This window comes from Nocardiopsis sp. N85 (assembly GCF_028882275.1).
In the GTDB taxonomy this organism is placed as follows: Bacteria; Actinomycetota; Actinomycetes; order Streptosporangiales; family Streptosporangiaceae; genus Nocardiopsis; species Nocardiopsis lambiniae.
In genome coordinates, this window is sequence record NZ_JARBUT010000008.1 from 15235 (window position 1) to 40262 (window position 25028).

Sequence of the window (25028 nt, forward strand, 5' to 3'; positions counted from 1 at the left end):
CCGACCGCAGAGAAGGGGGCGTCCGTTCGGACGCCCCCTTCTCTGTCGGATCGCTCCTGCGGCTCGGGGCCTCCCGTCGGCCGCCACCCGTGGGAGGCGGGCCCTCCACCGACGGTGTCGCCGCGACCGGCCGCCCGAGGAACGGGAAGGGGGCCGAAGGCACGGCGACCGCCACGCCGGCGCCCCCACGGCCGGTGGTCCTTCCGAGGACGTCTTCTCCGCCGGCCCCCGAACCCCGCGTGCGCCCTCGCGCCCCTATCGCCCCTATCCGGCGTGTCCGGGACAGGGCAGCTCGCGGACCCGGCGGGTCGCGGCCGCGCGGACGGCCAGCTCCTCGTCGGCGGGGTAGCGCACCTCCTCCAGGCTCAACCCCTGGGGGCCCACCACGTGCACCGCCGGATCGCGCACCCCGGCTCCCAGCACCTCGGCCGGCCAGCCGACGTCACGGCGTCCGTCGCCGACCGCCAGCAGCGAGCCGACCAGCGCGCGGACCATGTTGTGGCAGAAGGCGTCGGCCTGGATCGTGCCGTGCACCAGGTGCTCGTCGACGCGGGTCCACTCCAGTCGCAGGAGTTCCCGGATCGTCGTGGCGCCCTCCCGCCTCTTGCAGAAGGCCGCGAAGTCGTGCTCGCCGCGCAGCCGCGCGGCGGCCGCGTTCATCCGGTCCACGTCCAGCCGGTTCTTGTGCCACAGCACGTCCCGACGCAGCAGCGGGTCCACCCCGTGAGGCGCGTCGCCGACCCGGTAGAGGTAACGACGGAACAGCGGTGAGAAACGGGCGTCGAACCCGGGCGGCGCGGGACGGGCGTCGGCCACCCGCACATCGGGCGGCAGCACCCCGGCCAGCCGACGCAGGACCCGCTCGCCTTCGCGCTCCCACGTCCCCACGGGGACGTCGGCCTGGGCGACCTGCCCCCGGGCGTGCACGCCGGCGTCGGTGCGCCCGGCGCACGTCAACGACACCTCGGGCAGGCGCAGCACCCGGGCCAGGGCGGACTCCAGTTCGCCCTGTACGGTGCGCCGGTTCGGCTGCACCGCCCACCCGGAGAAGTCCGTGCCGTCGTAGGCCACGTCGAACCGGATCCGCATCGTCGGCTCCGGTACCTCGTTCATCTCATCCGTCACATCGGTCCCATCGACGAGGGGCGGGAGGAAACACGAGTGCCCGACCCCCCTCGGGATCGGGCACTCGATCGATCGGCGCGCACCCGGGGTGCCCCCGTGTGCCTCACGGCCGATCTACTTGCTCTCGGAGCTCTCCTCGGCCGGGGCCTCGGCGGCCTCGGTGGCCTCCGTGGTCTCCTCGGCCTCGGCCTTGGTCTCCTCGGCCTTGGTCTCCTCGACCGGCTCGGCCGGAGCGGCGGCGGCCGGCTTCGGGGCCAGGGCCTCGACCAGCTCGATGATCGCCATGGGGGCGTTGTCGCCCTTGCGCGGACCGATCTTGGTGATACGGGTGTAGCCACCGGGACGGTTCTCGTAGCGCGGGCCGATCTCGGTGAAGAGCTCGTGCACCACGGACTTGTCCGTGATCTTGGTCAGCACCTGACGGCGGGCGTGCAGGTCACCGCGCTTGCCCAGGGTGATCAGCTTCTCCGCGTAGGGGCGCAGGCGCTTGGCCTTGGCCTCGGTGGTGCGAATGCGACCGTGCTGGAACAGCGAGGTGGCGAGGTTCGCCAGGATGTGCCGCTCGTGAGCGGGCCCGGAACCCAGACGGGCGCCCTTGGTAGGCGTGGGCATGGTGTCGTTCTCCTAGTGATGCGGTCCACGGCCGCACTCGGCCGGGGACCATGGGGCGACGAAGGTCAGTACTGCTCCGTCTCGACGAAGGACTCGCCCTCGTCGTCATCGGAGCCGAAGGAGTCGGCCGCGGTGCCGGGGTCGAATCCGGGCGGGGAGTCCTTCAGCGACAGGCCCATGTCGACGAGCTTCTGCTTGACCTCGTCGATGGACTTGGCACCGAAGTTGCGGATGTCCAACAGGTCCTGCTCGGAGCGGGCAACCAGCTCACCAACGCTGTGGATGCCCTCACGCTTGAGGCAGTTGTAGGACCGGACCGTGAGGTTGAGGTCCTCGATCGGCAGCGCCAGGTCGGCCGCCAGGGCGGCGTCCGTCGGCGACGGGCCCATGTCGATGCCCTCGGCGTCGACGTTGAGCTCGCGGGCCAGACCGAACAACTCCACCAGCGTCTTGCCCGCGCTCGCCACGGCGTCACGGGGACGGATGGCGGGCTTGGTCTCGATGTCGACGATCAGGCGGTCGAAGTCGGTGCGCTGCTCGACACGGGTGGCCTCGACCTTGTAGGTCACACGCAGGACCGGCGAGTAGATGGAGTCGATCGGGATCCGACCGATCTCCTGTCCGGCCTGCTTGTTCTGCGTCGCCGAGACGTAACCGCGGCCGCGCTCGACCGTCAGCTCCATCTCCAGCTTGCCCTTGCCGTTGAGGGTGGCGATGTGCAGCTCGGGGTTGTGCACCTCGACACCGGCCGGCGGAGCGATGTCCGCGGCGGTCACCACACCCGGGCCCTGCTTGCGCAGGTACATCAGCACCGGCTCATCGTGCTCGGAGCTGACGACCAGACCCTTGAGGTTGAGGATCATCTCGGTGACGTCCTCCTTGACCCCGGGCACGGTGGTGAACTCGTGCTCGACGCCCTCGATGCGGATGCTGGTGACAGCGGCACCGGGGATGGAGGACAGCAGGGTCCTGCGCAGAGAGTTACCGATGGTGTAGCCGAAGCCCGGCTCCAGCGGCTCGATGACGAACTTCGAGCGCAGGTCCGAGATGACTTCCTCGGTCAGCGTGGGACGCTGTGCGATCAACATGGTCCGTGTTTCCCTTCCACATGGCCGCCCGCTATTTGACGACCACCTGACGGGCACCGGCGAGGTGCCCGCTTCCCACTCGGATTCCTACCCGCCCGCGCGGTCCCGGGATCCCCCGGGGCCGACGCGGGTTCAAGCGCGGCGGGGCGCCCGCGCGGATAGGGCCGCGGGCGCCTCGACCGGGATCAGACCCGGCGGCGCTTGGGCGGACGGCAGCCGTTGTGCGGCACCGGGGTGACGTCCTGGATCGAGCCGACCTCCAGCCCGGTCGCCTGAAGCGAACGGATGGCGGTCTCGCGGCCCGAGCCCGGACCCTTCACGAAGACGTCCACCTTGCGGACGCCGTGCTCCTGGGCGCGGCGGGCGGCGGCCTCGGCGGCCATCTGCGCGGCGTAAGGGGTCGACTTACGCGAACCCTTGAAGCCCACCTGGCCGGAGCTGGCCCACGAGATCACGGCACCGGTCGGGTCGGTGATGCTCACGATCGTGTTGTTGAACGTGCTCTTGATGTGAGCGTGTCCGTGGACAATGTTCTTCTTTTCCTTGCGGCGCACCTTGCGCGCGGCACCCTGACGGCCCTTAGGCGGCATGAGCGAAACTCCCAGAGATCATCGGTCCGTTGTGTTCTCGGACGCGGTCGAAAGGTCCGAGCGGACTACTTCTTACCGGCCTTCTTCTTACCGGCCACGGTCTTCTTCTTGCCCTTGCGGGTACGCGCGTTGGTCTGGGTGCGCTGACCACGGACCGGGAGGCCACGGCGGTGGCGGACGCCCTGGTAGCTGCCGATCTCCATCTTGCGACGGATATCGCCCTGCACCTCGCGGCGCAGGTCACCCTCGACCTGGTAGTTCGTGCCGATCCACTCGCGCAGCTTGACCAGGTCCTCTTCGGACAGCTGGTACACGCGGGTGTTGCCGTCGACACCGGTTTCCTTCAGGGTTTCGAGCGCGCGGGTGCGGCCGATCCCGAAGATGTACGTGAGAGCGATCTCCACCCGCTTGTCGCGGGGAAGGTCGACGCCTTCAATACGTGCCATGTGGGCGAAACTCCATCCATGCCTTCACGGAGGTCTGACCCGTTCCACCCTCTCGTCGCCCAATCGACGAGGCCCCGGCCTCCGACCGGGGGTTCTCCCCGGGCCGCCCGCGCTCGGCGGTGCGTTCCCGGAGATCGGAACAGGTTGTTCAATGTGCGATGCGGTCCCGCATCGGGGAAGACCTTCCCCGATCGGACCCGTACGGCGTAAGCCGCGGCCGGCGGACCGGGGTGATTAACCCTGGCGCTGCTTGTGCCGCGGGTCCGCGCAGATGACCATGATCCGACGGTTGCGACGGATCACGCGGCACTTCGCGCAGATCTTCTTGACGCTCGGCTTGACCTTCATGGTGACTCCGAACTCGGAGCCGCCCGGCCCAGAGGCCCGGACGGTCTACTTGTAGCGGTAAACGATGCGCCCGCGCGTGAGGTCGTACGGGCTCAGCTCCACGACGACGCGGTCGTCGGGGAGAATACGGATGTAGTTCATCCGCATCTTGCCGCTGATATGGGCAAGGACCTGGTGCCCGTTGTCGAGCTCTACCTTGAACATCGCGTTGGGTAGGGACTCGACAACGGAGCCCTCGATCTCGATGGCGCCGTCTTTCTTGGCCATGTCCTCCACGCCTCGCTCATCAATTGGTCGATCATGACAACCCGACGCGACCCCGGTGTCCCTTCGACATGACGCGAAGGCACCGACGACGGGGGGACCCACGTCGCCGACACCGAGGACACTGGAAGTTCGGGCCAACTGCAAGAGCGATACGTCACTGGAAGGACGTGATGCGAAGAAGGCAGACTGACCCAACAGCCCGCGTATGGGCAATGACAGTCTATCCCCTCGGAGCAACCACTCCGAACGACGGCCCGAACAGCCTCAGGGAGAACAACGCCCCCGGCAATCCTCTTCCCGCACGGGTCGCCTCAGACGTCGTCGCGTTCGTCCTTGCGTCCCTGCCCACCGGCGAGGACCCCGACCGTGACGACGCCCATCACGATCCCCCAGGGACCCAGCACCCAGAGGAACCACGGGTAGTCGTACTCCGTGGTCAGGAAGAGGATGAGCCAGATCACGAAGCACAGGACGTTGACCCCGACGTAGAGCGTCCAGGGCACCATCAGCGCCGGGTCCCGCAGGGTCATGGGCGGCACGGCCGCCCCCTCCTCCCAGCGGGGCACCGCGCTGCGGACCTCGGCGAGGTCGCGCTCGGGCAGATCACGGGTGACGAGGGCGAGCTCGTCGACGGTCCGGGACTTGTAGGCGAGACCGAGTCGCTCGGTGAACTCCTCGTGGTCCAGGCGCCCCTGCGCGAAGTGCTCTTGGAGGAGTTGCGCCACACGGTCACGATCGGCATCGGACGTTCGGGTCGACGGAACCGGGTCGGACACTGCGCGCACCTCGCATCCCGTGAGTGATGACGCCCCCGCCGGAGGCGGGAGCGGTCCGCTCCTCCGTTACCAGGAGGGCTGGACGAACCCCATCTGGGATATCTTATCCCGGTTCGACTCGCGTGCGGTGAGCACGAGCGGGCCGTCTGCGGTGATCGCGACGGAGTGCTCGAAGTGCGCGGCCCGCTTGCCGTCCCGGGTCACGACCGTCCAGCCGTCGTCGAGCTGGACGACGTCCTGTCGTCCCAGGGTGGTCATCGGTTCGATGGCCAGGCACATGCCCTCGACGAGCTTGAGGCCCTTGCCCCGACGCCCGTGGTTGAGCACGTGCGGCTCCATGTGCATCTCGGTGCCGATGCCGTGGCCACCGTACTCGCGGACGTTGCCGTAGCCGCCGTTGTGGGAGATGTGGTGGTCGATCGCGTGACCGATGTCGCCCAGGCGCTTACCGGGCCGGAGCTCGGCGATGCCCTGCCACATGGACTCCTCGCAGACCTCCATCATGCGCAGGTCCTCGGGGCGGGCCTGTCCGACCGCGACGGTGATCGCCGAGTCGCCGTGCCAACCGTCCAGAATGGCCCCGCAGTCCATGGAGATGATGTCGCCGTCGGCCAGCACCCGTTCGGCGCTGGGGATCCCGTGGACGACCTCCTCGTTGACGGAGGCGCAGATGGAGCCGGGGAAGCCGTGGTAGCCCTTGAAGGAGGGGACGGCCCCCGCGTCGCGGATGACCTTCTCCGCAAGGGAGTCCAATTCCAGGGTGGACACCCCGGGCCGCACCGCGGCCCGGAGGGTGTCCAGGGCGCGGGCCACCACCTGGCCCGCCGCCCTCATCCCGGCGATCTGTTCCGGCGTCTTGATCTGTACGCCGTTGGCCTTGCCGAACATCAGGAACCGGCCCCGGCCTTCTCCCGAATGGCGTCCATGGCGCGGCCGGTCACCTCGGCCACGGGACCCGTGGCCGCGATGGTCGCCAGCAGGCCCTCGTTCTCGTAGTACTCCACGAGGGGGGCGGTCTGGTCGCGGTAGACCTTCAGCCGGTGGCGGATGGTCTCCTCGCGGTCGTCGTCACGCTGGTACAGCTCGGCACCGTCGTCGTCACAACGCCCCTCGACCTTCGGGGCGTCGTACTCGACGTGGTAGACCCGACCGCACTGCGGACAGGAGCGGCGGCCCGAGAGCCGACGCACGACCTCGTCCTCGTCGACCCGCAGTTCCAGCACGACGTCCAGACGGGTGTCCAGGTCCCGGAGCATGCCCTGGAGCGTCTCCGCCTGGGGCACGTTGCGGGGGAATCCGTCGAGCAGGAAGCCCTCCACCGCGTCGTCCTGGGCGAGGCGGTCCTTGACCATGGCGTTGGTGACCTCGTCGGGGACGAGGTCACCGCGGTCCATGTACTCCTTGGCCTTCTTACCGAGTTCCGTGCCACCGCTGACGTTCGCCCGGAAGATGTCGCCTGTGGACACCTTCGGGATGGACAGCTCGGCCGCGAGGATCTGGGCCTGGGTGCCTTTGCCGGCCCCGGGCGGTCCCACCAATACAGCGCGCATTTATCGCAGAAAACCTTCGTAGTTCCTCTGCTGGAGGTGACTCTCGATCTGCTTCACCGTGTCCAGCCCGACACCGACCATGATCAGGATGCTCGTCCCGCCGAACGGGAAGTTCGCGTTGGCACCGGTGGCACCGAGCGCGACCATCGGCAGGAGGGCGATCACACCCAGGTACAGAGAGCCGGGAGTCGTCAGCCGGGTGAGCACGTAATCGAGGTACTCGGCGGTCGGACGCCCTGGTCGGATACCCGGGATGAACCCACCGTACTTCTTCATGTTGTCGGCGACCTCAGTGGGGTTGAAGGTAATCGCGACGTAGAAGAACGCGAAACCGACGATCATCACGAAGAAGGTCGCCATGTACACGGGGTGTGTACCGGTGAGGAAGTACGTGGAGATGAAGTTCACCACGGGGTTGTCCGAGTCCTGGCCCAGCAGGCCGACCAGGAGCTGGGGGAGGTACAGCAGCGAGGAGGCGAAGATCACCGGGATGATGCCGGCCTGGTTCACCTTGAGGGGGATGTAGGTCGAGCTGCCGCCGTACATGCGACGTCCCACCATCCGCTTGGCGTACTGCACCGGGATACGGCGCTGCGCCTGCTCCATGAAGACCACGGCGGTGATCAGGGCCAGACCGGCGATGCAGATGACCGCGAAGATCCAGATGGAGCGCTCCTGGTAGAGGCCCATGATCGAGGAGGGGAACATCGCGACGACCTGGGTGAAGATCAACAGCGACATGCCGTTGCCCACACCGCGCTCGGTGATGAGCTCGCCGAACCACATGATGATGCAGGTACCGGCGGTCATGACGAAGACGATGGTGACCAGGGTGATGATGTCCTGGTTCGGCATGTAGGAGCCGACCGGGATGGCCCCCTGGAACAGGGCGCCGGTCCGGGCCATGGCGACGATGCTGGTGGCCTGGAGAACCGCGAGCATCAGCGTCAGGTAGCGGGTGTACTGGGTGATCTTGGTCTGCCCGGCCTGTCCCTCCTTCTTGAGGGACTCCAGACGGGGGATCACCACCGTCAGCAGGTTGATGATGATGCTCGCGGTGATGTAGGGCATCACACCGAGCGCGAACACCGCCAGTTGCAGGAGGGCGCCACCACTGAACAGGTTGACGAGCGCGTACACACCGGACTGGTCGCCCGCCGTGATCGCCTCCATCTGGTCGCGGATCGCCGCGGAGTTGATACCCGGCGCGGGGATCACCGAACCCAGACGGAACAGCGTCAGGATGAACAGCGTGAAAAGCAACTTGTTACGCAGGTCGGGCGTGCGGAATGCACGAACGAACGCACCTAGCACGTCTCCTCCTGCGCGGCTTCGGCGGCGGAACGGATTCCAGACATCGCGGCCGATCCTGAATCGTCGTTGAACGTCAGCCCCGGGCGGTCGCCCGGTGCTCGGAAGTACTCACATTACGTCAAGCGGTGAGGTCAAACAGATGGCACTGTAACAGTCATCACCGTGCTATTGAGTTCGTGAGTCATAACGATCATCACTCACAAGCACACAGGGCGCCCGCCGGCCCGATCGTTCACCGATCCGGACCGGGCGAGCGCCCCTGTGTGCGCATGCGGGGGTCGACCCCTACAGCTCGGTGACGGTGCCACCGGCGGCGGTGATCTTCTCCTTCGCCGCGGAGGAGAACGCGTTCGCGCTCACCTGCACGGCGACGGTGATCTCACCGGTGCCCAGCACCTTGACGAGCTGGTTCTTACGGACGGCGCCCTTGGCCACCAGCGTCTCCACGGTGACCTCACCGCCCTCCGGGAACAGCTCGCTCAGCCTGTCCAGGTTGACGACCTGATAGGTCTTCCTGAACCTGGCGTTGCTGAAGCCCTTGAGCTTCGGCACCCGGCGGATGAGGGGCATCTGCCCACCCTCGAAACCGGGACGGACGGTGTTACGAGCCTTGGTGCCCTTGGTACCGCGACCGGCGGTCTTACCCTTGGACGCCTCGCCGCGACCCTTGCGGACCTTGGCCTTGTTGGCGCCCGGGGCAGGCCGCAGGTGGTGCAGCTTGAGCAGCTCGTCGGGGTTGTAGTCGCTCATTCCGCGACCTCCTCGACAGTGACCAGGTGCGAGACGATCGTAAGCTGGCCGCGCACCTCGGGACGGTCCTCACGGACGGTGGACTTGCCGATCCGGCCAAGACCGAGCGACTGGAGAGCAGCGTGCTGCTTCTTCTTGCCACCGATCTTGGAACGGGTCTGCGTGATCTTGAGCTTGGCCATGGTCAGGCTCCTGCCTTCGCCTCAGCGCGAGCGCGCAGCATGGCGGCCGGGGCGACGTCCTCGATCGGCAGACCACGACGGGCGGCGATCTCCTCGGGCTGGTTGAGGCCCTTGAGCGCCGCCACCGTGGCGTGCACGATGTTCAGCGGGTTGGACGACCCGAGCGACTTGCTCAGGATGTCGTGGATGCCGGCGCACTCCAGGACGGCGCGCACGGGACCACCGGCGATGACGCCGGTACCCGGGGCGGCCGGACGGAGCAGGACGACGCCGGCGGCGGCCTCACCCTGGACCCGGTGCGTGATCGTGCCCTGGATGCGGGGGACGCGGAAGAAGTTCTTCTTCGCCTCCTCGACACCCTTGGCGATCGCGGCCGGGACCTCCTTGGCCTTGCCGTAACCGACACCGACCATGCCGTTGCCGTCACCGACGACGACCAGAGCGGTGAAGGAGAAGCGACGGCCGCCCTTGACGACCTTCGCGACCCGGTTGATGGTCACGACCTTCTCGATGTAGGAGACACCCTTGTCTGCGGCGCCGCCGCGGCGATCGTCACGGCGATCACGCCGCTCGCCACCGGCGCCGCGCCGCGGTGCTGCAGCCATCAGTGGTTCCTCTTCTCGTGGTTGATCTCAGCCTTTACAGAGGTCATACGCCTAGAACTCCAGCCCGCCCTCGCGCGCCGCGTCGGCGAGCTTGGCGATTCGGCCGGCGTACTGGAACCCACCGCGGTCGAAGACCACGGAGGAGATGCCGGCGGCCTTGGCACGCTCCGCGATGAGGCGGCCGACCTGGGCTGACTTATCCGACTTGGTGCCGTCGAAGGCACGCAGGTCGGTCTCGACGCTGGAGGCGGCGACCAAGGTGTGACCCTTGGAGTCGTCGATGACCTGGGCGACGATGTGCTTGGAGGAGCGGAACACGGCCAGGCGCGGACGCTCGGCGGTGCCGAAGATCTTCTTGCGGACGCGGAACTGACGGCGCGCACGCGAGGTCGCGCGCTTGGCGGTCCGCTTGCGGGTCACGGTGATGCCCATGCCTACTTACCAGCCTTTCCGGCCTTGCGGCGGATGTGCTCACCCTGGTACCGCACGCCCTTGGCCTTGTACGGGTCCGGCTTGCGCAGGCTGCGAATGTTCGCGGCGACCTGACCCACGAGCTGCTTGTCGATGCCCTCGACGTGGAGGATCGTCGGCTTCTCCACGCGGAAGGTGATGCCCTCCGGGGGTTCCACCACGACCGGGTGGCTGTAGCCCAGCGAGAACTCCAGGTTGGAGCCGCGGGCCTGGACCCGGTAACCGACGCCGTGGATCTCCAGGGTCTTGGCGTACCCCTTGGAGACGCCCTCGACCAGGTTCGCCAGCAGAGCACGGGTCAGACCGTGCAGCGAGCGGTTCTCCGGCTTGTCGTCCGGGCGCGCCACGGTGATGACACCGGCGTCGTCCCTGGAGACGACGATCGGCTCGGCGACGGTGTGCTTGAGTTCGCCCTTCGGCCCCTTGACAGTGACGTCTTGCCCGTTAATCGTGACTTCGACGCCCTTGGGGGCCGAGATCGGCAGTCGACCGATACGCGACATGCTTCAATCTCTCCCTGGTTACCAGACGTAGGCGAGGACTTCGCCGCCAACGCCGTTCTTCTTGGCCTGCTTCTCGGTCATCAGGCCACCGGACGTCGAAATGATCGCCACACCGAGGCCACCAAGGACCCGGGGCAGGTTCTCCTTCTTGGCGTACACCCGCAGACCGGGCTTGGAGACCCGGCGGATGCCCGCGATCGAACGCTCCCGGGTGGGGCCGTACTTCAGGTCCAGGACGAGGTTCTTGCCCACCTGGGCGTCCTCGCTCCGCCACCCCTGAATGAAGCCCTCCTGCTGGAGGATCTCGGCGATGTGCGCCTTGATCTTGGAATACGGCATCGCCACGGTGTCGTGGTAAGCCGAATTCGCGTTACGCAGACGCGTCAGCATGTCTGCGATCGGGTCGGTCATCGTCATGGCCGACTGGCCCTTCCTCACCGCGGTTTCCGTGTGCGGGCCTTTCCAGAACCCTCTCCCCCGGGCCTGAACCCAAGGGGACGCACTACCGGACCTTCGGCGTGGTCGTGGGCACCGCGGTCCCTCCCGGGACTGCCGTGCCCTGATTGGTTGAAATCATGCTGTTCCGCACGCCCGGGAGGGCGACGGAAACTTCTTCGAGGCGCCGGAAGGGCGCCTCGGGGGGCCGACCGTCGTACGCGCCGTCTCAGGGGACGGACGCGGGTCGGCCCCGCCGGGGACTACCAGCTCGACTTGGTGATACCGGGCAGCTCGCCCCGGTGGGCCATCTCGCGGAAGCAGATACGGCACAGGCCGAACTTCCGGAAGACGGCGCGCGGGCGGCCGCACCGCGAGCATCGAGTATACGCGCGAACGCCGAACTTCGGCTTCCGCTGCGACTTGGCGATCAGAGCCTTCTTAGCCATGTGTGCTTATCCCTCAGGCTTCCTTGAACGGGAAACCGAGCCGCTTGAGCAGGCTGCGGCCCTGGTCGTCGTTGATCGCGCTGGTGACGACGGTGATGTCCATCCCACGCACGCGATCGACCTTGTCCGGGTCCACCTCGTGGAACATGACCTGCTCGGTCAGACCGAAGGTGTAGTTGCCGTTCCCGTCGAACTGCTTCGGGGACAGGCCTCGGAAGTCCCGGATACGGGGCAGGGCCAGCGAGAGCAGCCGGTCGAGGAACTCCCACATCCGGTCGCCGCGCAGCGTGACGCTGGCGCCGATCGGCTGACCCTCGCGCAGCTTGAACTGCGCGATGGAGTTCTTCGCACGGTTGATCCGCGGCTTCTGCCCGGTGATCGCCGACAGGTCGGCGATCGCGCCCTGAATGAGCTTCGCGTCACGCGCCGCCTCGCCGACACCCATGTTGACCACGATCTTCGTCAGACCGGGGACCTGCATGATGTTGGCGATGCCGTGCTCTTCCTTGAGCGCCGAAACGATCTCGTTCCGGTACTTCTCCTTGAGCCGCGGCATCGGCGGGGCCGTGATGTCGTTGGTAACCGTCATCAGATGTCCTTACCGGTGCGGCGGGAGACCCGAACCTTGGTTCCGTCTTCCTCGAAGCGGTAGCCCACCCGAGAGGCCTTGCCGTCCACCACGAGCGCAACGTTGCTCACGTGGATGGGGGCCTCCTTGGTGACGACCTCGCCCTGCTGGCCGCCCGCCGGGTTGGCCTTCCTGTGCTTCTTGACCAGGTTGACGCCCTCGACGACGACACGGTCCTCCTTGGGCAGGGCCTTGACGACCTTGCCCGTGGCACCCTTGTCCTTGCCGGCGATGACGATGACCTCGTCGCCAGATTTGATCTTCATCGCCTACAGCACCTCCGGCGCAAGCGAAATGATGCGCATGTACTTCTTGTCCCGCAGTTCACGGCCCACCGGGCCGAAAATACGGGTGCCTCGCGGGTCCCCACCGTCCTTGATGAGCACGGCAGCGTTCTCATCGAAGCGGATGTAGGAGCCGTCGGGCCGGCGGCGCTCCTTGACGGTGCGCACGACAACGGCCTTGACGACGTCGCCCTTCTTGACTCCAGCGCCAGGCAGGGCGTCCTTCACCGTGGCGACGATCGTGTCGCCGATCCCGGCGTAGCGCCGACCCGAGCCACCGAGAACACGGATGGTGAGAATTTCCTTCGCACCCGTGTTGTCGGCGACCTTGAGTCGCGACTCCTGCTGAATCACGTCTGCTCCTGATGTGATGCGTGCGGTCCACTGCCGCACGGCTAGGTGGTCTGCACCCCTCGCGCCGGCGGCCGACAACGGATGTCGGCCGCCGACAGGCTGGGGTTACTTAGCCTTCTCCAGGATCTCCACGACGCGCCAACGCTTCGTCGCGGAGAGCGGCCGCGTCTCCATCACTCGGACGCGGTCACCGACGCCACAGGAGTTCGCCTCGTCGTGCGCCTTGTACTTGGTCGTCCTACGGATGACCTTGCCGTACAGGGCGTGCTTCACGTGGTCTTCGACCTCGACGACGACGGTCTTGTCCATCTTGTCGCTGACGACGTAGCCTTCGCGCACCTTGCGGTGGCTGCGTGCCTCGGTCTGGTTCTCACTCATTCGGCTGCTTCCTTCGACTCCTGCGCCGACTCACCAGACAGCGGGGCGATCCCCAGCTCGTGCTCGCGCAGGATCGTGTAGATCCTGGCGATCTCGCGCTTGACGGTGCGCAGACGGCTGTGGTTGTCGAGCTGACCGGTCGCGGCCTGGAAGCGGAGGTTGAAGAGCTCGGCCTTGGCTTCCTTGAGCTTGGCGGCCAGGTCCTCAAGGGACTGGTCGCGGAGCTCCTGGGCAGTCACGGACTTTGCCATCACTCCCCCTCCCGCTTAACGAACTTGCACTTCATCGGGAGCTTGTGCATCGCACGGCGCATGGCCTCCTTGGCCACGTCCTCGGGCACGCCCGACAGCTCGAACATCACACGGCCGGGCTTGACCGGCGCGACCCACCACTCCGGGGAACCCTTACCGGAACCCATGCGGACCTCGGCGGGCTTCTTGGTCAGCGGACGGTCCGGGAAGATGTTGATCCAGACCTTGCCGCCACGGCGAATGTGACGCGTCATGGCGATACGAGCGGACTCGATCTGCCGGTTGGTCACGTAAGCCGACTCCAGAGCCTGGATGCCGAACTCACCGAAGTTGACGGTCGTGCCGCCCTTGGCTTTGCCGCGCAGGTCCGGGTGGTGCTGCTTGCGGTACTTGACCTTACGAGGAATAAGCACTGGTCAGCTCCCCTCGGACTGAGCGGACTCGGCCGGGGCCTTGGCCTCGGCGTTCTGCGGCTGACCGCCACCGGCGCCACCGCGACGACGGCGCTGCGGACGCTCGCGGCGCTGACCGCCGCCACCCCCGCCGCCACCGCCACCGGCGGAGCGCTGCGCGGCCTGGGCCGCCTCGCGCTCGGCGCGGGTCGCCGGAGCGTCACCCTTGTAGATCCAGACCTTCACGCCGATGCGGCCGAAGGTCGTGCGGGCCTCGAAGAAGCCGTAGTCGATGTCGGCGCGCAGCGTGTGCAGCGGAACGCGACCCTCACGGTAGAACTCCGAGCGGGACATCTCGGCCCCACCCAGACGACCACCGCACTGGATCCGGATGCCCTTGGCACCGGACTTGATCGCGGTCTGCATGGCCTTGCGCATCGCGCGGCGGAAGGCCACGCGACTGCTCAGCTGCTCGGCGACGCCCTGGGCGACCAGTTGCGCGTCGATCTCCGGGTTCTTGACCTCGAACACGTTCAGCTGGACCTGCTTGGCGGTCAGCTTTTCGAGGTCGGTCCGGATGCGGTCGGCCTCCACGCCGCGGCGGCCGATGACGATGCCCGGCCGGGCGGTGTAGACGTCGACGCGGACGCGGTCACGGGTGCGCTCGATCTCGACCTTGGAGATGCCCGCGCGCTCCATGCCACGGGTCAGCATCCGACGGATCGCGACGTCTTCCTTGACGTAGTCCTTGTAGGACTTGTCGGCGTACCAACGGCTCTTGAAGTCGGTGGTGATGCCGAGGCGGAACCCGTGCGGGTTAACCTTCTGTCCCACTATCGGGTCCTTTCCTTCGTCTTGGACGAGGCGCCCGAGCGCTCGGCGACGACCACGGTGATGTGGCTCGTACGCTTGGTCACCCGGAAGGCGCGGCCGAAGCCCCTGGGACGAATGCGCTTCAGGGTCGGACCCTCGTCCACCCACGCGCGTTCGACCACCAGCGACTCGCGGTCCAACTTGTCATTGTGCTCAGCGTTGGCGATGGCACTGGCCAGTACCTTGCCAACAGGCTCGCTCGCTGACTGGGGCGCGAACCGGAGCACCGCCTGTGCCTCGTCAGCGGGCAACCCGCGAATAAGGTCCACCACCCGGCGGGCCTTCCGGGGCGTAACACGGACGAACCGTGCCTGTGCCCTCGTTCCCATCGCTTTTCCCTCGCTCACGGAAATTCATCTCCACTCACCGTGGAGAAAGTGGTTCTTAACTGCCTGGTGTAACCGCTAACGGCGGCTACGGCGGTCTTCCTTGACGTGGCTGCGGAAAGTACGCGTGGGAGCGAACTCGCCGAGCTTGTGGCCGACCATGGACTCGGACACGAACACGGGAACGTGCTTGCGACCGTCGTGGACGGCGATGGTGTGGCCGATCATCTCCGGGATGATCATGGACCGACGGGACCACGTCTTGATGACGTTCTTGGTGTTCGCCTCGTTCTGCGCTTCCACCTTCTTGAGAAGGTGGTCGTCGACGAACGGACCCTTCTTCAGGCTACGTGGCATCAGACGTGCTCCTTACCGCTTCTTCTTACCGCTACGCCGACGCCGAACGATCAGCTTGTCGCTGGCCTTGTTCTTGGCCCGGGTCCGGCCTTCCTTCTTGCCCCAAGGGCTGACCGGGTGACGACCACCCGAGGTCTTGCCCTCGCCACCACCGTGGGGGTGGTCGACCGGGTTCATGACCACACCACGCACGGTCGGGCGCTTGCCCTTCCAGCGGGAGCGGCCGGCCTTGCCCCAGTTGATGTTGGACTGCTCGGCGTTGCCGACCTGGCCGACGGTGGCGCGGCAGGAGATCTCGACCATGCGCATTTCGCCGGAGGGCATACGCAGCGTGGCGTACCTGCCCTCCTTGGCCAGGAGCTGGATCTGCGTACCGGCGGAGCGGCCCAGCTTGGCACCGCCACCCGGCTTCAGCTCGACCGCGTGCACGAACGTACCCGTGGGGATGTTGCGCAGCGGGAGGCAGTTGCCGGGCTTGATGTCGGACTGCGGACCGTTCTCGACGCGGTCGCCCTGCTTGAGGCCGGCGGGCGCCAGAATGTAGCGCTTCTCACCGTCCACGTAGTGGAGCAGGGCGATGCGAGCGGTGCGGTTGGGGTCGTACTCGATGTGAGCGACCTTGGCCGGCACCCCGTCCTTGTCGTGGCGACGGAAGTCGATCACGCGGTAGGCGCGCTTGTGACCGCCACCCTGGTGACGGGCGGTGATACGACCGTGGCCGTTACGGCCGCCCTTGGAGTGGAGCGGACGGACCAGGGACTTCTCCGGCTCCGAGCGCGTGATCTCGACGAAGTCGCTCACGCTGGAACCGCGACGACCCGGTGTCGTCGGCTTGTACTTACGAATGCCCATCTTCTTCGCGCATTCCTTTACGTGTTACTAGGTGTGGAGCGGTCAGACCGGTTTACCGACCGAAGATGTCGATCCGCTCGCCATCGGCGACGCTGACGATCGCACGCTTCGTGTCGGGGCGCTTACCGAAACCGAAACGGGTGCGCTTGCGCTTGCCCTTGCGGTTGATCGTGTTCACCCCGGTGACCTTGACCTCGAAGATCTGCTCGATCGCGATCTTGATCTGGGTCTTGTTGGAGTCCGGGTGGACGATGAACGTGTACTTGTTATCGTCCATGAGCCCGTAACTCTTCTCCGAGATCACCGGCTCGATGATGATGTCCCGCGGGTCGGGGATCCTCACTGGTCGTCCTCCTCGGACTGAGCAGCGGCCTTGACGTCGCCGGAGGCGTGAGCCAGGAACTCGGTGTAGCCCGCCTCGGTGAAGACGATGTCGTCCGCGTAGAGGACGTCATACGTGTTCACCTGGTTGGCGTCGAGGATGTGCACCTCTTCGAGGTTGCGCAGAGCACGACGGTTGTGCTCGTCCTCGCGGGCCAGGACGACCAGGACCTTGTCGGACTCGGTCACCTGGCGGAGCGCCTTGAAAGCGGTCTGCGTGAGCTTGGCGTCGGCGTCCTCGGCCACGAAGTGGCTGATGACGTGGATACGGCCGTGACGCGCCCGGTCGGAGAGGGCACCGCGCAGGGCGGCGGCCTTCATCTTCTTCGGGGTGCGCTGGCTGTAGTCACGGGGCTGAGGCCCGTGGACCGTGCCACCGCCGGTGTACTGCGGAGCGCGGATGGAGCCCTGGCGGGCGCGACCCGTGCCCTTCTGGCGGTACGGCTTCTTACCACCACCGCGGACTTCACCGCGGGTCTTGGTGGAGTGAGTGCCCTGGCGGCCGGCGGCCATCTGGGCGTTCACGACCTGGTGGATCAGCGGAATGCTGACCTGCTGGGCGAAGACGCTCTCCGGCAGCTCGACGCTGCCGTTGGCGCCGCCCTCGGGGTTCTTGACATCGATCTGGGCCATGGCTTACTTGTCCCCCTTCACAGCGGTGCGGACGAGCACCAGACCGCCGTTGGGACCGGGAACAGCACCCTTGACCAGGATGAGGCCCTTCTCCGCGTCCACGGAGTGAACGGTCAGGTTCTGGACGGTCTTGCGCACGTTGCCCATGCGCCCGGCCATCCGCATGCCCTTGAAAACGCGGCCGGGCGTGGCGCAGCCGCCGATGGAACCGGGAGAGCGGTGCTTGCGCTGCGTGCCGTGCGAGGCGGAGAGACCACGGAAACCGTGGCGCTTCATCACACCGGCGAAGCCCTTGCCCTTGCTCTTACCCGTGACGTCGACCTTCTGGCCGCTCTCGAAGAGGTCCGCGGTGAGCTCCTGGCCGAGCGTGTACTCGGTGGAGTCGGTGGTGCGGACCTCGACGTAGTTGCGGCGCGGGGTCAGGTCGTTCTTGCGCAGGTAGTCGCCGAGCGGCTTGTTGACCTTGCGCGGGTTGATCTGCCCGTAACCGATCTGAATGGCGGAGTAGCCGTCGGTGTCCGGGGTCCGGATCCGGCTCACGACGCACGGACCGGCCTTCAGAACCGTCACGGGCACCATCTTGCCCGTGTCGTCGAAGACCTGGGTCATGCCGAGCTTTTCGCCCAGAACTCCCTTGATCTGCTTGGTGGCCATGTCTGTGCGTCCTTAAAGCTTGATCTCGATGTCAACGCCGGCCGGGAGGTCGAGACGCATGAGCGAGTCGACCGTCTTCGGCGTGGGGTCGATGATGTCGATCAGCCGCTTGTGGGTGCGCATCTCGAAGTGCTCGCGCGAGTCCTTGTACTTGTGCGGCGATCGGATGACGCAATAAACGTTCTTCTCCGTCGGCAGCGGCACCGGGCCCGCGACCTGTGCGCCAGTTCGCGTCACAGTCTCGACGATCTTCTTCGCCGAGCTGTCGATGACCTCGTGGTCATAGGCCTTTAGCCGAATGCGGATCTTTTGTCCCGCCATGTGGCCTGTTCGTCCTTCGCTTCAGTGTCCGTAACGGTGAGCTGTCCGGTCACAGAAGCCCAGGCCTGGCGGAATCCGCCGTACAGCCGTGAGCCCCTATTCCCTTGAGAAACCGCAACAGGGCTTGCCCCTGCGGTGCGTCACCGTCACAGAGCCCGATGACGTCTTTTCGTTGTGGTGGGCGGGCCGCCTTTGGGGGCGGCCCGCCCACCACGCCGGGTCGGTTCCGGAAGGAACCTCCCCCGCGTGTGTTACTTGAGGATCTTGGTGACGCGACCGGCGCCCACGGTCCGACCACCCTCGCGGATGGCGAACTTCAGGCCCTCTTCCATCGCGACCGGCTGGATCAGGTTGACGGTCATCTCGGTGTTGTCACCGGGCATGACCATCTCCGTGCCCTCCGGCAGCGTCACGACGCCGGTGACGTCGGTGGTGCGGAAGTAGAACTGCGGGCGGTAGTTGTTGAAGAACGGCGTGTGGCGGCCACCCTCGTCCTTGGACAGGATGACGACCTGGGCCTCGAACTCCGTGTGCGGGGTGGTCGTGCCCGGCTTGATGACGACCTGGCCGCGCTCGACGTCCTCGCGCTTGATGCCGCGCAGGAGCAGACCGACGTTGTCGCCGGCCTGGCCCTGGTCGAGCAGCTTGCGGAACATCTCGACACCGGTGACCGTGGTGGTCTGCTTGTCGTCCTTGATACCGACGATGTCGACGGTCTCGTTGACGTTGACGATGCCGCGCTCGATGCGACCGGTGACGACGGTGCCGCGACCGGTGATCGAGAAGACGTCCTCGATCGGCATGAGGAACGGCTTGTCGGTGTCACGCTCGGGCTCGGGGATGTACTCGTCCACGGTGCCCATGAGCTCCAGGACGGACTTGCCCCACTCCGGGTCGCCTTCGAGGGCCTTCAGCGCGGAGACCTTGGTGACGGGAATGTCGTCACCGGGGAACTCGTACTCGCTGAGCAGCTCGCGGACCTCAAGCTCGACGAGCTCGAAGATCTCCTCGTCGTCCACCATGTCGGCCTTGTTCAGGGCGACGACGATGTAGGGGACGCCGACCTGGCGGGCCAGGAGCACGTGCTCCTTGGTCTGCGGCATCGGGCCGTCGGTGGCGGCCACGACCAGGATCGCGCCGTCCATCTGAGCGGCACCGGTGATCATGTTCTTCACGTAGTCCGCGTGACCGGGGCAGTCGACGTGGGCGTAGTGACGCGCCTCGGTCTGGTACTCGACGTGAGCGACGGAAATGGTGATGCCGCGCTCGCGCTCCTCAGGAGCGTTGTCGATGTCCTCGAACGGGGTGAAGGGGTTGATGTCCGGGTACGCGTCGTGCAGCACCTTGGTGATGGCTGCGGTCAGCGTGGTCTTGCCGTGGTCAATGTGACCGATGGTGCCGATGTTGACGTGCGGCTTAGTCCGCTCGAACTTTTCCTTCGCCACTGAAAGTCTCCTAGACGTACAGAGCTATCTGGGATCCGGCACCCGCCCAGAAGGGCGGGACCGGCTTGGTTACGTGTTCGCGATTACTCGCCGCGAACCTTCGCCACAATTTCTTGGGCGACAGCGGACGGAACCTCCGCGTAGGAGTCGAACACCATCGAGTAGTTGGCTCGACCCTGCGTACGGCTGCGCAGGTCACCCACGTAGCCGAACATTTCGGAGAGGGGCACGAGGGCCTTGACGAGACGGACACCGGAACGCTCGTCCATGGACTGGATCTGTCCACGGCGGGAGTTCAGGTCACCGATGACGTCACCCATGTACTCCTCAGGTGTGGTCACCTCGACCGCCATGACCGGCTCCAGGAGAGTCGGCTTGGCCAGCTTGACGGCCTCCTTGAAGGCCATCGAACCGGCGGTCTTGAAGGCCATCTCGGAGGAGTCGACCTCGTGGTACTGACCGTCGGTCAGCGTCACCTTCACGCCGACCAGCGGGTAGTGGGCGAGAACACCCAGCTCCGCGGCCTCCTGGCAGCCGGAGTCGACCGACGGGATGTACTCCCGCGGGATGCGACCACCGGTGACGGCGTTGACGAACTCGTAGCCGCTGGTGTCGCCGCTCTCGGATTCGAGAGGCTCGACGTTGATCTTGACCTTGGCGAACTGGCCCGATCCACCCGTCTGCTTCTTGTGGGTGTAGACGTGGCCGTCGACCTTCTTGCGAATGGTCTCGCGGTAGGCCACCTGGGGCTTACCGATGTTCGCCTCGACCTTGAACTCGTCGCGCATGCGGTTGACGAGGACTTCGAGGTGCAGCTCGCCCATACCGGAGATGACGGTCTGGCCGGTCTGGTCGTCGGTGGCGACCTGGAAGGAGGGGTCCTCCTCCGCGAGACGCTGGATCGCGATGCCCAGCTTCTCCTGGTCGCTCTTCGTCTTCGGCTCGATGGCCACCTCGATGACCGGGGCCGGGAAGGTCATGGACTCCAGGACGATGCCGTTCTGCGGGTCGCAGAGCGTCTCACCCGTGGTGGTGTCCTTCAGACCCATGACGGCGACGATGTCGCCGGCACCGACCTCGGCGATCTCCTCGCGCTTGTTGGAGTGCATCCGGTAGATCTTGCCGATGCGCTCCTTGCGGCCCTTGACGCTGTTGAGCACCTGGGTACCGGTCTGGAGCACGCCGGAATAGATGCGCACGTAGGTCAGCTTGCCGAGGTGCGGGTCGCTCATGATCTTGAAGACCAGAGCGGACAGCGGCTCGTCGTTGCTGGGCTTGCGGGCGAGCTTGGACTCCTCGGTCTCGTCCTTGGGGTCGTGGCCTTCGATGGCCTCGATGTCCAGGGGCGAGGGGAGGTAGGCGACGACCGCGTCGAGCAGGGGCTGGACGCCCTTGTTCTTGAACGCGGTGCCGCAGACGACCGGGATGGCCGTACCCGCGATGGTGGCGCGACGGATGGCCGGGACCAGCTGCTCCAGGGTGGGCTCCTGCCCCTCCAGGTACAGCTCCATGATCTCGTCGTCGGCCTCGGCCAGCGTCTCAAGGAACTGGTCGCGAGCCTCGCGGGCGGCGTCCGCGTGGGTGTCCGGGATGTCGATCGTGTCGTACATCTCGCCCAGAGCGGCCTCGTCGTTCCAGACGTAGGCCTTCATCTTCACGAGGTCGATGACGCCCTTGAAGTCGCTCTCGGCACCGATGGGCAGCTGGATCGGCATCGCGTTGGCACCCAGACGCTCGCGGAACATGTCCACGCAGCGCTGGAACTCGGCACCGATCTTGTCCATCTTGTTGACGAAACAGATGCGCGGCACGCCGTAGCGGTCAGCCTGACGCCAGACCTGCTCCGACTGGGGCTCGACGCCTTCCTTGGCGTCGAAGACCGCGACAGCACCGTCGAGAACACGCAGCGAACGCTCGACCTCGACCGTGAAGTCGACGTGGCCGGGCGTGTCGATGATGTTGATGGTGTGGTCGTCCCAGTGGGTGGTGGTAGCAGCGGAGGTAATGGTGATACCCCGCTCCTGCTCCTCCTTCATCCAGTCCATGGTGGCAGCGCCATCGTGGACCTCGCCCACCTTGTGGGTCACACCGGTGTAGTAGAGGATCCGCTCAGTGGTGGTGGTCTTGCCCGCGTCGATATGGGCCATGATCCCGATGTTGCGGACCTTGGCCAGGTCAAGCGCAGTCTTAACAGCCATGAGGCTCGTCATTCCCTCGGTCTATTGCGATACAACCGCAGGGTTACCAGCGGTAGTGGGCGAAGGCCTTGTTCGACTCGGCCATCTTGTGCGTGTCCTCACGCTTCTTGACGGCCGCGCCGAGACCGTTGCTGGCGTCGACCAGCTCGTTCATCAGACGCTCGGTCATGGTCTTCTCACGACGCTGACGTGAGAACGAGATCAGCCAACGCAGCGCGAGCGTGGTGGACCGGGAGGCGCGAACCTCGACCGGCACCTGGTAGGTCGCGCCACCGACACGGCGGCTGCGGACCTCCAGCGCGGGCTTGACGTTGTCCAGAGCGCGCTTGAGGACGACCAGCGGGTCCTGGCCCGTCTTCTCGCGAGCACCCTCCAGGGCGTCGTAGACGACGCGCTGGGCGATGGAACGCTTACCGTCGAGCAGCACCTTGTTGATGAGTGCGGTGACGAGCGGCGAACCGTAGACCGGGTCGGTGATGAGCTGGCGCTTCGGCGCCGGGCCCTTGCGCGGCATGCTTACTTCTCCTTCTTGGCGCCGTAACGGCTACGCGCCTGCTTGCGGTTACGGACACCCTGGGTGTCGAGCGAACCGCGGACGATTCGGTAACGGACACCCGGCAGGTCCTTCACACGACCACCGCGCACCAGCACGATGCTGTGCTCCTGGAGGTTGTGACCGATACCGGGGATGTAGGCCGTGACCTCGATGCCGCTGCTCAGCTTGACGCGAGCGACCTTACGCAGAGCGGAGTTCGGCTTCTTCGGCGTGGTGGTGTAGACGCGTGTGCACACACCACGACGCTGCGGACTCCCCTTCAGCGCCGGGGTCTTGTTCTTTGCGACCTTGTCCTGTCGGCCCTTACGGACCAGCTGCTGGATGGTGGGCACCGCGTCTCCGTCTTCCTCGTGACCTACGCCGGTTCTCGTAGCCGTATCGCTATTGACCTGCTGGATTTCCCGAACCTCCCCGACCCACGCTGTCGGGCGTGTCGCGTTCGTTCCGAAGCACGGCGAAACCGAACACAGCCGACAAGGGGCCGATTTTCACGGGAGGGGGTTCACATGCGCCGCGCGCCGCAGGTCTTCAGACTCCGACCGGGGCGCCGCACACACACGTGTGACCCGTCGACTCACGGGCACAATCACACAGGCTACCGTCTACCCTCTAGGCGGTCAAAACGGTGTGCGACATGGCGCGAACCGCGAAACCGGTTCTCGCGTAGCCGTGGGTCACCCTCAGTCTACGCCGTCCCGGCGTTGCTTCGCCCCGGTTTTGCACCGGGACCGGTGAACATAGCACAACGGCCGCTCCCTCCGACCATTGTCACAGGGAGCGGCCGTGAACGCTACAGGATCACCCAGATGGCGACCGAGATCACCGTGACGAGGATGCCGATCACGGCGAAAACCGTGCCGGTCATGATGAAACCCAGCCCGTCGAGGGTCCCGTTGGAACCGCGGATCGAACGTTTGGCCTTGGGGCCGGTGACCAACAGGGCGATCAAAGCGGTGACCAGACCGAGACCCGGGATCAGTGAGGCGATGCCCAGCCACAGGGTGACCAACGCCCCCCTTTCGGTGTCGGCGAGGAAGTCGATGCTGTCGTAACCGGGGTACGCGTCCCCGGCCTCGCCGCCCGGCGGCCGGTCCTCGAAGCCGGGGAAGTCCTCGGCGATGGGATCCTTTTTCCGCTTTTTGGCCTTGGGTTCGTCCGACATTCCGTAATCGGCCGGGGTGAACCCGTCGTCGTAATCCGGGTCCTCCGCCCTCGACGCGTCGGGTTCGTCCTCGACGGGGGTGAACATCTGGGTGGCACCCTCGTCGGAAGACTCACCGTCCTCGTACCGGGCCCGCGTCTGGAGGTCCGCGATCGCCCCCAGGGGATCGTCGGAGGCCGCCACCGTGGCCGAGGGGTCGCCGGCGTCGAGGGCATCGCGCTCCTCACGCCGCCGCCGCTCGGCCTCGCGCACCACGTCGGGCAACCGGGGATCGTCCCGGTCGAAGGCCCAGGTGTTGCCGGTGGCACCGGAGGACGCGTCGTTCCAGGCGTCTGGCTCGGGGACGTCGACCCACGAGGCGGGCCGACGGTCCTCGGTCTCCTCACGGGGTCCGCCCAGCGGGTCGTCGCCCCAGGGACGCGCGTCGTCGCGGACGTCGGACATCCGTACGGGGCCGGGGTTCCCACCGGAGTTCTCACTCCAGCCCCAGGAGTCGTTCTCCTCCGCCCGGGGCTCCTCGGTCACCGGCCGCGGACGCCAGGAGTCGCCCAGCGGATCGTCGTCCGCCTCCGGGGACCATGCGCGATCCTCACGAACGGGACCACTCAACGGATCGTCGTCCACCCCCGAAGACCATGCGCGATCCTCACGAACGGGACCACCCAACGGATCGTCGTCCACCCCCGAAGACCATGCGCGATCCTCACGAACGGGACCACCCAACGGATCGTCGTCCACCCCCGAAGACCATGCGCGATCCTCACGAACGGGACCACCCAACGGATCGTCGTCCACCCCCGAAGACCATGCGCGATCCTCACGAACGGGACCACCCAACGGATCGTCGTCCACCCCCGAAGACCATGCGCGATCCTCACGAACGGGACCACCCAACGGATCGTCGTCCGTGTCCCAGGCCGCGTCGGAACGCGCAGCCGAGGAACCGTCATCGGAACCCCACGTGGAGGGTCCGCCCAGCGGATCCTCACCGGAACCCCAACGATCGGCGGACACGTCCGCGGCCCCCGCGTCCCGAACCGGAACACCGGAACCGTCACCCTCACCGGAACGAAGCGGATCGCCGTACCCACCGGCCACGTCCGCACCCCACGGGGAGGAACCTCCCAGCGGGTCCTCGTCCGCGTACCGGCCCCGAGAACCCCCGGCGGACGTACCCGCCTCGGAGAGACCCGTACCCCACGCCGCGTCGGAACCCACGACCGGGGAGCCCTCACCGGAACCCCACGTGGAGGGTCCGCCCAGCGGATCCTCACCGGAACCCCAACGATCGGCGGACACGTCCGCGGCCCCCGCGTCCCGAACCGGAACACCGGAACCGTCACCCTCACCGGAACGAAGCGGATCGCCGTACCCACCGGCCACGTCCGCACCCCACGGGGAGGAACCTCCCAGCGGGTCCTCGTCCGCGTACCGGCCCCGAGAACCCCCGGCGGACGTACCCGCCTCGGAGA

General features: G+C 66.5%; 37 protein-coding genes. All 37 read right to left on the reverse strand.

The window, feature by feature from the left end; all coding sequences use genetic code 11:
• Positions 1-264 precede the first annotated feature (264 nt).
• The 37 genes from truA to PWG71_RS13140 all read right to left on the reverse strand — a co-directional run bounded on the left by truA (position 265) and on the right by PWG71_RS13140 (position 24165).
• Entirely contained in the window at positions 265-1113 is an 849-nt protein-coding gene (gene truA, locus PWG71_RS12960; RefSeq protein WP_274809957.1) for a tRNA pseudouridine(38-40) synthase TruA, read from the reverse strand.
• A gap of 126 nt (positions 1114-1239) precedes the next feature.
• Positions 1240-1737: a 50S ribosomal protein L17 gene (gene rplQ / locus PWG71_RS12965; protein WP_274809958.1), complete on the reverse strand. Its 498-nt coding sequence runs from the start codon at positions 1735-1737 to the stop codon at positions 1240-1242.
• A 65-nt stretch (positions 1738-1802) separates the two neighbouring features.
• Positions 1803-2825: a DNA-directed RNA polymerase subunit alpha gene (locus PWG71_RS12970; RefSeq protein ID WP_274809959.1), complete on the reverse strand. Its 1023-nt coding sequence runs from the start codon at positions 2823-2825 to the stop codon at positions 1803-1805.
• Positions 2826-3010: 185 nt separating this feature from the next.
• Positions 3011-3415 (reverse strand): 30S ribosomal protein S11, encoded by a 405-nt coding sequence (gene rpsK / locus PWG71_RS12975; protein ID WP_013156138.1) that lies wholly within the window; start codon positions 3413-3415, stop codon positions 3011-3013.
• Positions 3416-3480: 65 nt separating this feature from the next.
• The gene (gene rpsM, locus PWG71_RS12980) at positions 3481-3861 is read right to left on the reverse strand and encodes a 30S ribosomal protein S13 (protein ID WP_274809960.1); all 381 of its coding nucleotides are present in this window, start codon (positions 3859-3861) and stop codon (positions 3481-3483) included.
• Between the two features lie 234 nt (positions 3862-4095).
• On the reverse strand, positions 4096-4209 hold the full coding sequence (gene rpmJ / locus PWG71_RS12985) for a 50S ribosomal protein L36 (RefSeq protein ID WP_073382354.1): 114 nt from the start codon (positions 4207-4209) through the stop codon (positions 4096-4098).
• A 45-nt stretch (positions 4210-4254) separates the two neighbouring features.
• Positions 4255-4476 (reverse strand): translation initiation factor IF-1, encoded by a 222-nt coding sequence (infA, locus tag PWG71_RS12990; RefSeq protein WP_013156135.1) that lies wholly within the window; start codon positions 4474-4476, stop codon positions 4255-4257.
• A gap of 311 nt (positions 4477-4787) precedes the next feature.
• Positions 4788-5252 (reverse strand): DUF1707 domain-containing protein, encoded by a 465-nt coding sequence (locus PWG71_RS12995; RefSeq protein WP_274809961.1) that lies wholly within the window; start codon positions 5250-5252, stop codon positions 4788-4790.
• 66 nt (positions 5253-5318) lie between these two features.
• On the reverse strand, positions 5319-6140 hold the full coding sequence (gene map / locus PWG71_RS13000) for a type I methionyl aminopeptidase (RefSeq protein ID WP_274809962.1): 822 nt from the start codon (positions 6138-6140) through the stop codon (positions 5319-5321).
• Positions 6140-6802 carry an adenylate kinase gene (locus PWG71_RS13005; protein ID WP_274809963.1) on the reverse strand — a complete coding sequence of 221 codons (663 nt, stop codon included), beginning with the start codon at positions 6800-6802 and terminating at the stop codon, positions 6140-6142. The genes map and PWG71_RS13005 overlap by 1 nt, the downstream gene beginning before the upstream one ends.
• Positions 6803-8116, reverse strand: coding sequence for a preprotein translocase subunit SecY (gene secY, locus PWG71_RS13010; protein ID WP_274809964.1), 1314 nt, complete (start codon positions 8114-8116; stop codon positions 6803-6805).
• 285 nt (positions 8117-8401) lie between these two features.
• On the reverse strand, positions 8402-8866 hold the full coding sequence (gene rplO / locus PWG71_RS13015; RefSeq protein WP_274809965.1) for a 50S ribosomal protein L15: 465 nt from the start codon (positions 8864-8866) through the stop codon (positions 8402-8404).
• Positions 8863-9048: a 50S ribosomal protein L30 gene (gene rpmD, locus PWG71_RS13020; RefSeq protein WP_073382342.1), complete on the reverse strand. Its 186-nt coding sequence runs from the start codon at positions 9046-9048 to the stop codon at positions 8863-8865. The genes rplO and rpmD overlap by 4 nt, the downstream gene beginning before the upstream one ends.
• A 2-nt stretch (positions 9049-9050) precedes the next feature.
• Positions 9051-9653 (reverse strand): 30S ribosomal protein S5, encoded by a 603-nt coding sequence (gene rpsE, locus PWG71_RS13025; RefSeq protein WP_073382340.1) that lies wholly within the window; start codon positions 9651-9653, stop codon positions 9051-9053.
• 51 nt (positions 9654-9704) lie between these two features.
• Complete coding sequence (gene rplR, locus PWG71_RS13030; protein ID WP_274809966.1) at positions 9705-10085, reverse strand: 50S ribosomal protein L18; 381 nt, start codon at positions 10083-10085, stop codon at positions 9705-9707.
• Positions 10086-10087: 2 nt separating this feature from the next.
• A complete protein-coding gene (gene rplF / locus PWG71_RS13035; RefSeq protein WP_274809967.1) occupies positions 10088-10627 on the reverse strand; it encodes a 50S ribosomal protein L6 in 540 nt (179 codons plus the stop codon).
• A gap of 18 nt (positions 10628-10645) precedes the next feature.
• Positions 10646-11044, reverse strand: coding sequence for a 30S ribosomal protein S8 (gene rpsH, locus PWG71_RS13040; protein WP_274809968.1), 399 nt, complete (start codon positions 11042-11044; stop codon positions 10646-10648).
• A gap of 281 nt (positions 11045-11325) precedes the next feature.
• The gene (locus tag PWG71_RS13045; protein WP_073382333.1) at positions 11326-11511 is read right to left on the reverse strand and encodes a type Z 30S ribosomal protein S14; all 186 of its coding nucleotides are present in this window, start codon (positions 11509-11511) and stop codon (positions 11326-11328) included.
• Positions 11512-11524: 13 nt separating this feature from the next.
• Complete coding sequence (gene rplE / locus PWG71_RS13050; RefSeq protein WP_274809969.1) at positions 11525-12100, reverse strand: 50S ribosomal protein L5; 576 nt, start codon at positions 12098-12100, stop codon at positions 11525-11527.
• The gene (rplX, locus tag PWG71_RS13055) at positions 12100-12405 is read right to left on the reverse strand and encodes a 50S ribosomal protein L24 (protein WP_274809970.1); all 306 of its coding nucleotides are present in this window, start codon (positions 12403-12405) and stop codon (positions 12100-12102) included. Before rplX ends, rplE begins: the two co-directional genes overlap by 1 nt.
• Before the next feature lie 3 nt (positions 12406-12408).
• A complete protein-coding gene (gene rplN / locus PWG71_RS13060) occupies positions 12409-12777 on the reverse strand; it encodes a 50S ribosomal protein L14 (protein ID WP_013156121.1) in 369 nt (122 codons plus the stop codon).
• Positions 12778-12882: 105 nt separating this feature from the next.
• Complete coding sequence (rpsQ, locus tag PWG71_RS13065) at positions 12883-13155, reverse strand: 30S ribosomal protein S17 (RefSeq protein WP_274809971.1); 273 nt, start codon at positions 13153-13155, stop codon at positions 12883-12885.
• The gene (gene rpmC, locus PWG71_RS13070) at positions 13152-13406 is read right to left on the reverse strand and encodes a 50S ribosomal protein L29 (RefSeq protein WP_274809972.1); all 255 of its coding nucleotides are present in this window, start codon (positions 13404-13406) and stop codon (positions 13152-13154) included. Before rpmC ends, rpsQ begins: the two co-directional genes overlap by 4 nt.
• Positions 13406-13819, reverse strand: a complete 414-nt coding sequence (gene rplP / locus PWG71_RS13075) for a 50S ribosomal protein L16 (RefSeq protein ID WP_274809973.1) — start codon at positions 13817-13819, stop codon at positions 13406-13408. Before rplP ends, rpmC begins: the two co-directional genes overlap by 1 nt.
• A gap of 3 nt (positions 13820-13822) precedes the next feature.
• Positions 13823-14632 (reverse strand): 30S ribosomal protein S3, encoded by an 810-nt coding sequence (gene rpsC, locus PWG71_RS13080; RefSeq protein WP_274809974.1) that lies wholly within the window; start codon positions 14630-14632, stop codon positions 13823-13825.
• A complete protein-coding gene (gene rplV, locus PWG71_RS13085) occupies positions 14632-15000 on the reverse strand; it encodes a 50S ribosomal protein L22 (protein WP_274810168.1) in 369 nt (122 codons plus the stop codon). Before rplV ends, rpsC begins: the two co-directional genes overlap by 1 nt.
• A gap of 75 nt (positions 15001-15075) precedes the next feature.
• Entirely contained in the window at positions 15076-15354 is a 279-nt protein-coding gene (rpsS, locus tag PWG71_RS13090) for a 30S ribosomal protein S19 (RefSeq protein WP_274809975.1), read from the reverse strand.
• Positions 15355-15366: 12 nt separating this feature from the next.
• Positions 15367-16206 (reverse strand): 50S ribosomal protein L2, encoded by an 840-nt coding sequence (gene rplB, locus PWG71_RS13095; protein WP_073382314.1) that lies wholly within the window; start codon positions 16204-16206, stop codon positions 15367-15369.
• Between the two features lie 52 nt (positions 16207-16258).
• Positions 16259-16549, reverse strand: coding sequence for a 50S ribosomal protein L23 (gene rplW, locus PWG71_RS13100; RefSeq protein ID WP_274809976.1), 291 nt, complete (start codon positions 16547-16549; stop codon positions 16259-16261).
• Positions 16546-17220: a 50S ribosomal protein L4 gene (rplD, locus tag PWG71_RS13105; RefSeq protein WP_274809977.1), complete on the reverse strand. Its 675-nt coding sequence runs from the start codon at positions 17218-17220 to the stop codon at positions 16546-16548. Before rplD ends, rplW begins: the two co-directional genes overlap by 4 nt.
• A gap of 3 nt (positions 17221-17223) precedes the next feature.
• Positions 17224-17874: a 50S ribosomal protein L3 gene (gene rplC, locus PWG71_RS13110; protein WP_274809978.1), complete on the reverse strand. Its 651-nt coding sequence runs from the start codon at positions 17872-17874 to the stop codon at positions 17224-17226.
• A gap of 12 nt (positions 17875-17886) precedes the next feature.
• The gene (gene rpsJ / locus PWG71_RS13115) at positions 17887-18195 is read right to left on the reverse strand and encodes a 30S ribosomal protein S10 (protein ID WP_014908366.1); all 309 of its coding nucleotides are present in this window, start codon (positions 18193-18195) and stop codon (positions 17887-17889) included.
• 251 nt (positions 18196-18446) lie between these two features.
• Positions 18447-19640 carry an elongation factor Tu gene (gene tuf / locus PWG71_RS13120; RefSeq protein WP_274809979.1) on the reverse strand — a complete coding sequence of 398 codons (1194 nt, stop codon included), beginning with the start codon at positions 19638-19640 and terminating at the stop codon, positions 18447-18449.
• An 83-nt stretch (positions 19641-19723) separates the two neighbouring features.
• Entirely contained in the window at positions 19724-21838 is a 2115-nt protein-coding gene (gene fusA / locus PWG71_RS13125; protein WP_274809980.1) for an elongation factor G, read from the reverse strand.
• Between the two features lie 43 nt (positions 21839-21881).
• Positions 21882-22352, reverse strand: coding sequence for a 30S ribosomal protein S7 (rpsG, locus tag PWG71_RS13130; RefSeq protein ID WP_274809981.1), 471 nt, complete (start codon positions 22350-22352; stop codon positions 21882-21884).
• A 2-nt stretch (positions 22353-22354) separates the two neighbouring features.
• Positions 22355-22726 (reverse strand): 30S ribosomal protein S12, encoded by a 372-nt coding sequence (rpsL, locus tag PWG71_RS13135; protein WP_017538026.1) that lies wholly within the window; start codon positions 22724-22726, stop codon positions 22355-22357.
• Positions 22727-23184: 458 nt separating this feature from the next.
• Positions 23185-24165 carry a DUF4190 domain-containing protein gene (locus PWG71_RS13140; protein ID WP_274809982.1) on the reverse strand — a complete coding sequence of 327 codons (981 nt, stop codon included), beginning with the start codon at positions 24163-24165 and terminating at the stop codon, positions 23185-23187.
• Positions 24166-25028 lie beyond the last annotated feature (863 nt).